At 57.1% G+C, this 5,932-nt stretch carries 8 protein-coding genes; 2 read left to right on the forward strand and 6 right to left on the reverse strand.

The genetic code is table 11. The features are described 5' to 3' along the window. The 6 genes from VAE48_RS07575 to VAE48_RS07600 all read right to left on the reverse strand — a co-directional run. The coding region (locus tag VAE48_RS07575; RefSeq protein ID WP_322792713.1) for a GAF domain-containing sensor histidine kinase at nt 1-1,219 on the reverse strand (1,219 nt) is incomplete at its 3' end. 42 nt (nt 1,220-1,261) lie between these two features. Continuing rightward, entirely contained in the window at nt 1,262-1,795 is a 534-nt protein-coding gene (locus VAE48_RS07580) for an NUDIX hydrolase (protein ID WP_322792714.1), read from the reverse strand. A 14-nt stretch (nt 1,796-1,809) separates the two neighbouring features. Next, complete coding sequence (locus VAE48_RS07585) at nt 1,810-2,526, reverse strand: O-methyltransferase (RefSeq protein WP_322792715.1); 717 nt, start codon at nt 2,524-2,526, stop codon at nt 1,810-1,812. A 20-nt stretch (nt 2,527-2,546) separates the two neighbouring features. Next, nucleotides 2,547-2,969, reverse strand: coding sequence for a GNAT family N-acetyltransferase (locus VAE48_RS07590; RefSeq protein WP_322792716.1), 423 nt, complete (start codon nt 2,967-2,969; stop codon nt 2,547-2,549). Further along, nucleotides 2,966-3,979, reverse strand: coding sequence for a CPBP family intramembrane glutamic endopeptidase (locus tag VAE48_RS07595; RefSeq protein ID WP_322792717.1), 1,014 nt, complete (start codon nt 3,977-3,979; stop codon nt 2,966-2,968). Before VAE48_RS07595 ends, VAE48_RS07590 begins: the two co-directional genes overlap by 4 nt. A gap of 44 nt (nt 3,980-4,023) precedes the next feature. Then, on the reverse strand, nt 4,024-4,500 hold the full coding sequence (locus VAE48_RS07600; protein WP_322792718.1) for a flavodoxin family protein: 477 nt from the start codon (nt 4,498-4,500) through the stop codon (nt 4,024-4,026). 209 nt (nt 4,501-4,709) lie between these two features. Between VAE48_RS07600 and VAE48_RS07605 the strand changes: the two genes are divergently transcribed. Then, nucleotides 4,710-5,153, forward strand: a complete 444-nt coding sequence (locus VAE48_RS07605; protein WP_322792719.1) for a MarR family transcriptional regulator — start codon at nt 4,710-4,712, stop codon at nt 5,151-5,153. A 98-nt stretch (nt 5,154-5,251) separates the two neighbouring features. Next, nucleotides 5,252-5,800, forward strand: coding sequence for a YceI family protein (locus tag VAE48_RS07610; protein ID WP_322792720.1), 549 nt, complete (start codon nt 5,252-5,254; stop codon nt 5,798-5,800). Nucleotides 5,801-5,932 lie beyond the last annotated feature (132 nt).

The following is a 5,932-nucleotide window of genomic DNA, read 5'->3' on the forward strand; positions in this document are numbered from 1 at the left end:
ATTTCAGGCGGTGATACAGCGCGCCGCCCAGACCGGCCTGTTCCAGAATGGGCGGACGCAGTTCAAAGATGAGCAGGCGCAGCTCGGTCAGCGCGCCGCGCAGGGTTGCGCCAATTTCGTCCAGATGCTGCTGTACCGCCGCGGTGTTGCCGCTGTTCAACTGGCGTTCGGCGGCGCGGGTGTACAGGGAAGCGGCGTATAAAGCCTGACTGATCGAATCGTGCAGGTCGCGCGCCAGCCGGGCGCGTTCTTCTGCCACGGCGGTTTGCTGAATGCGCCGGTACAAACGGGCGTGCTGAATGGCAATGGCGGCCTGCGCCGCAAACGAGCGGGCAATCTGCAAATCGGTTTGGCCCAGGTAACGCCGCTTCTGGTACAGTTCCAGAACGCCGATGGCCTGCCCCTCCCCGCCCGGCAGCGGCAGCGCCAGCAGCGCGCTGTCTTCCTCAATGAGCGGCGGAGCCGCCGGCAGGTTGACCAGCAGCGGTTCACTGCGCTGAAGGATTTGCTGCGGCTGCCATTCCTCTTCGCGCAGGGCCGGCGGGCTGCCCGAGCGGTAAACAGCCGTCAGGCTGCCGTCTTCTTCCCGCAGGCGTAAAATGCAGCCCGAGGCAGCCGTCAATTGCATTGCGCCGCCGGCAACCAGCGCCAGCACTTCTTTCAGTTCAATTTGCTGCAAAATGGCTGTCCCAATTTCCTGCAGGCGGATGGCCTGAAAGACCTGCTGGGCAGCCATTTCGTACAGGCGGGCATTATCCAGCGCCAGCGAGAGCGAGCGCGCCAGCGCGCGAATCAGAGTCAGCCGTTCGGCGGGCAGTTCAACGCCGGCTTGCTGCCAGCCGAGCAGTAAAAACCCCAGCGGCTGGGAGCGGTTGTGCAGGGTCAGCCCCAGATAGGACTGCCCCTCCAGGCTGCTCAAAATGGAGGCGCGCAGGGATCGCCGTGTGCTTTCATCGTTTATCCACAGGGGTTCAAAGCGGCGGTGCAGGGCTTCGGCCAGCAGGTCGGTAGCCGTATCCGGCGAGGTGGACCAGAAGGCGGCTTTTTCCGGGCGAGAGAACCCGCCCAACGCGTACAGCGGGTCGTATAAGGCGGCATCACCCTGGCGGGAGTAAACCAGCACCTGCTCGGCAGTGGAAAATTCCAAAAGCAGTCGGCAGGTTTCTTCCACAGCCGGGCGCAGGTCCAATCCCTTCAGGTCGGGCAGGGTGGAGTTCATCAGGCTAATTGTACCGTCATTTGAACGGCAGGCAGAGGCAGATCAGCCCTTGATCAGGTGCTGGCGGATAAATTCCAGCACGCGCGTTTCGCGTTCCGTCCATTTGGGAATGTTGGAAAAGCGGCTGTTCAGCACGGCGCGGTTGGCGCGCAGGGCATCTTCAATATCCACCCAAACGGGGGTGAACCCCAACCGCTGCTCGTATTCATCCAGATGGAGAGGTTGATGCCGCTCAGAAATCTGGCAAAGATAATAATACGAGGTCATTCGGAACAGCTGGTAGCCGTTTTCGTAGGGCAGATCGTACTCGATAACACTGCCGAGAAACCGCTCAATGCGGGTTACGCTTGCCCCGCATTCTTCTTGCACTTCGCGCCGCAGGGTTTGAGGGAGCGATTCGCCGTCCTTGCGCCCGCCGCCGGGAAATTTGTAATCATTGTTGACGGTGGAATAAATCATCAACAGGCGGTTTTGAGCGCGAATGATGCCGCGCACAGCTTCGCGCTGGATGGCATGTCCGTTGCGGGGGGCATCGGGGTGGCGGAAGATTTCAATGAACAGTTTTTTGGCTGGCATTTCTGCCGCGCGGCTCAACTTTCCACCAGAATCAGAGCGAAGCCGTCGTAGCCCTTGCTGCCAACGGTTTGCAGCGCAGTGGTGGTTACGCGCGGCTCGGCGGCTACCCGCTCCAGAAAACGGCGCATGCCCAGCACACTGGCATCGCTGCTGTTTTCTTCGATCACCTTCCCTTTGCGGATGACATTATCCGCCACGATGAGCGTGCCGGCGCGCGAAAGCTGGAGCGAAAATTCAAAATAAGCGGCGTAGTTGGGTTTATCGGCGTCAATGAAAATCAGATCAAAGGGCTGGCTGCCTTCCTGCACCAGCCGGGCAAGCGAATCGAGCGCCTGACCGAGGTGGATTTCGACCCGTTCGGAAACCCCAGCCCCGGCCAGATTTTCACGGGCAACGGCGGCGTGTCTGGGGTCAAGTTCCAGCGTAACCAGCAAACCGTCCGCCGGCAGAGCGCGCGCCAGCCAGATGGTGCTGTACGCGCCGAGCGTGCCAATTTCGAGGATGCGCCGCGCCGCAATTGCCTTTGCCAGCAGGTACAAAAATTTTCCCTGGAGAGGGGATACCTGTATGGCGGGCAAACCGGCGGTCTGACTGACGCGCAGCGCCTGATTCAGCGCCGGGTCGGGTGGCAGCAGCAGGCTGCTCAGGTAATCATCCACAGCAGCCCATTGTTCCGCAGGTGCGGGCGGGGGCGGGGCAGGGGAAAAGAGGGATTTAAGTCGCTGGAGCATGGCAGGATCCTTGTAAGGGTTTAACCGTTAAACGATGGGTTATTAAGGATTTTAACATAAACCAGTTCCGGGTCGCCCTCATCGAGGTGATGAATGATACCCGCCAGCACATAACCGCGTTTAACCAGCAGAGCCTGCATCGGCAGGTTAGACAGATTGGTGGAGGTGAAGAGTTTGGGTGTGGTACAGTTCAGCTCTAAAAAGTGCATCAAAGCGCTTGCAACCCCTCTGTGACGATATTCGGGGAGGACAAAAAGAAGCGATAAAAATCCCAGATGGAAAAAAGAGTAGTCGAAGATGGCAAAACCGGCCGTTTCTCCATCGCAAATACCCAGATAAGCGGTCTGAAACTGCACCGCTTCTCGCAGGGTTTGGCAGTGGATCGGAAAGCACTGACACAGGTCGGCCAAGTCATTTTCAAGCGCGGGGCGGATTGTGATCACGAGGTAAATTCCGTTCTTTGATAGACGGCCAGATCTATCCGCAGGGTTGCTTTTCCCCGCGTTATTTTGATCCACATCACAATCAACCCGGCGCCGAGCAGCATCCCCAGCAGGCCGATCAAACCCGCTTCGGGGCCAAAACTGCCGCCTGTCCAAAGCGCGGGGCCGGCCTGCTGAATGACCAGAAAACTGGTATCGGCTTGCAGACCGCTGACCGGCAGGCCGAACACCACCCCCTGAAAGAAATTCCAGGTGATGTGTAAGCCAATCGAAAGCGCCAGCTCGCCGGTCAGCACAAAGGGCAGCCCCAGCAGAAAACCCGCCAGAATCAGGTTGAGGGTGCTGACCAGCGAGGAATGAGGATTGGCGAGGTGCAGCAGGCCGAAAATGGACGAAGAAAGCACATAAGCCAGCCACAGCGCGGTGCGCGCGCCCCAGCGCGGCAGGTGAAAACCCTCCGCCAGATTGCGCAGCCAGTAACCGCGCGAAAGGGTTTCTTCCTGAATGCCCACCGCAATGTACTGAGCAAGGTAAAAGAGTATGCCGGCAGAAAAGGTCTGAAAACCGGTCTGCCGGTAGCCTGTCACCCTGACCCAGCCAAAGGCGTATTCGACAACGAAGATTCCCGCCATCAGCAGCGCGCCGAGCGCCAGACCAAAGGCAAGGTCGGCCCACCAGCGCCGGTTGAGGTTGAAACCAAAAGCCCGAAAGGGACGCCGGTCGAGAAAGCGCGCCGCCAGCCACAAACTTGCCAGCAGCAACAGCCAGTTGAGGCTCACTTCGATGATCAGCACGGCGGCATGGGTTGAACTGCCGATGACCAGCGAAAAATCGAAAAGGATTTGCTGCAATGCGCTCAGCAGGAAGCCCCCCGCGAAAAGCAGACCGGCAAACAGTGCCAATTGCAGAATCAAGCGCCAGCCGGTGCGCAGCCGGTTTTGCTGTTGATTCCAGAATGGCCATATCAGACGAATGAACCAGCGGGGTTGAGCATGGGAAGGGAAGTTCATATCGGTTCGGAATGGGGTTGGTTTCTGATGGTGGGACAGGGGATTCAAGCAGGCAATAGACTTTCAGCCCATTGCGCCGCCCGCTGCAGTTCGCCTTCCAGCAACGGGCCTTCGGTGCCGGTGACGAAAAATCCTTCGGGTGGAGCAGCCAGATTTCCGCCGCTGCGCTGCAGTTTTTTGGCGATGGCAGGTGCGGCATAACCGCCGGCATTGACAATCAAACGCAGCAACCCCGATTTTATTTGCTCTGTGGGAATGCGGGTGTCGAAAGCTGCCACACTCTTGCCCCGCAAAGATCCGCGTTCAAAGGATTTGAGCAGGCCGGTGGTCGCCTCCGAAGGTCGAAAACCACGGGTTGGTGAGCCGACAATCACGCAATCCACCTGTGCCACATCAGCCGGGTTAACCTCGCCAACGCGCAGGACCTCGACCGTGTGCCGGCCGCTGAGGGCATTTCCCACTTGCCGGGCAATCTGTTCGGTGTTGCCAAAATAAGAATCAAAGACAATCCAGATTTTCATTAGGTTACTCCTTTCTATATATGCATACGTAAAAAGAAGCAGAAAGGTTCGGGCAAGGGAGAAATGGATCTTCGGAGTATGATCGCTTTGTAAAAAATTATCAATGGGTACGGGAGGAAGCGGCGGAAAAATTTTTGCAAAAAACCTTGACAACCCCTCCCAATCAAGATATATTAAAACTAAATAATTCAATATCAAAATATTTTAGGATGCCAACCCATTACCAAGGTGACCCCCAAGTAGCCAGCGCACTGGATGTGTGGATCAAACTGACCCGCGCAGCCGATTCGATTGCCAGCCGCCTGAGCGCACGCGGCAGCACCGGCCCGCTTACCATCACCCAGTTTGGCGTCATGGAAGTTCTCTATCACCTTGGGCCGATGCCGCAGTGCGAACTGGCCGGCAAACTGCTCAAAAGCAGCGGCAACATTACCCTGGTGGTGGACAATCTGGAAAAGCGCGGTCTGGTACGGCGTCTGCCAGACGAACACGACCGGCGCATCAGCCGGGTGGAACTGACCCCGGCCGGGTTAAAGCTGATTGAAGAAATCTTCCCAAAACACGCGCAGGCGGTTGCCGAGGAGTTTTCGGTGCTCAGCCCCCAGGAACAGCATCAACTGGGCGACCTGCTGCGCAAACTGGGCAAACGGTGAGGTTGAGTTCTCTTTTTTTGTCAAAATACTTCAATGTTAAAATACCATCATTGGAGTATTATCAAATCAAATTTATTTTTACAAGGAGGTTTTTGGAGATGTCCTGGAAAATTGACCCTGCTCATTCTGAAATTACTTTTTCGGTGCGTCATTTGATGGTTTCAAATGTACGCGGACGGTTCGAGCGCTTCAGCGGGGTGGTGAATTTTGACGAGGAAAACCCGCAAAATTCATCGGTGGAAGTGCAAATCGAGGCCGCCAGCATCAACACCCGCGAGCCGCAGCGCGATGCCCACCTGCGTTCACCCGATTTTTTGAACGCCGATCAGTTCCCCTACCTGACCTTCCGGAGCAAGCGCATTGAAGTGCTGGACGATTCCCACGGGCGGATCATCGGCGACCTGACCATCCGTGATGTTACCCGCGAGGTAGCGCTGGATGTAGCCTTCAATGGTAAGGTCAAAAGCCCGTTCGGGATGACGACGGCCGGTTTCAGCGCCAGCACCAGAATCAACCGCAAGGAGTGGGGGCTGGTCTGGAATGTGGCGCTGGAAACCGGCGGTGTTCTGGTCGGCGAGGAAGTCAACATTCAAATCGAGCTGGAACTCATCAAGGAGCAGCAAACCGAACAGACTGCTGCCGCATAGATTGATTAAAAAACGTGAGTTCGGGATAAGATCAAAACCTGCTATGCAATGCCAATGACCCCCACCTGCACCTCCCCCAAAATCGCCCTTGCGATTTTGGGGGAGGCGGGAGGGGGACGAAAATTCGAAAGT

The organism is Bellilinea sp., from assembly GCF_034432615.1.
GTDB lineage: Bacteria > Chloroflexota > Anaerolineae > Anaerolineales > Anaerolineaceae > Bellilinea.

Bases quoted from the DNA above. Each gene is read 5' to 3' on its own strand.
- VAE48_RS07610 (WP_322792720.1), top strand. From the start codon at position 5,252: ATGTCCTGGAAAATTGACCCTGCTCATTCTGAAATTACTTTTTCGGTG.
- VAE48_RS07600 (WP_322792718.1), bottom strand. From the start codon at position 4,500: ATGAAAATCTGGATTGTCTTTGATTCTTATTTTGGCAACACCGAACAG.
- VAE48_RS07585 (WP_322792715.1), bottom strand. From the start codon at position 2,526: ATGCTCCAGCGACTTAAATCCCTCTTTTCCCCTGCCCCGCCCCCGCCC.
- VAE48_RS07595 (WP_322792717.1), bottom strand. From the start codon at position 3,979: ATGAACTTCCCTTCCCATGCTCAACCCCGCTGGTTCATTCGTCTGATA.
- VAE48_RS07580 (WP_322792714.1), bottom strand. From the start codon at position 1,795: ATGCCAGCCAAAAAACTGTTCATTGAAATCTTCCGCCACCCCGATGCC.
- VAE48_RS07605 (WP_322792719.1), top strand. From the start codon at position 4,710: ATGCCAACCCATTACCAAGGTGACCCCCAAGTAGCCAGCGCACTGGAT.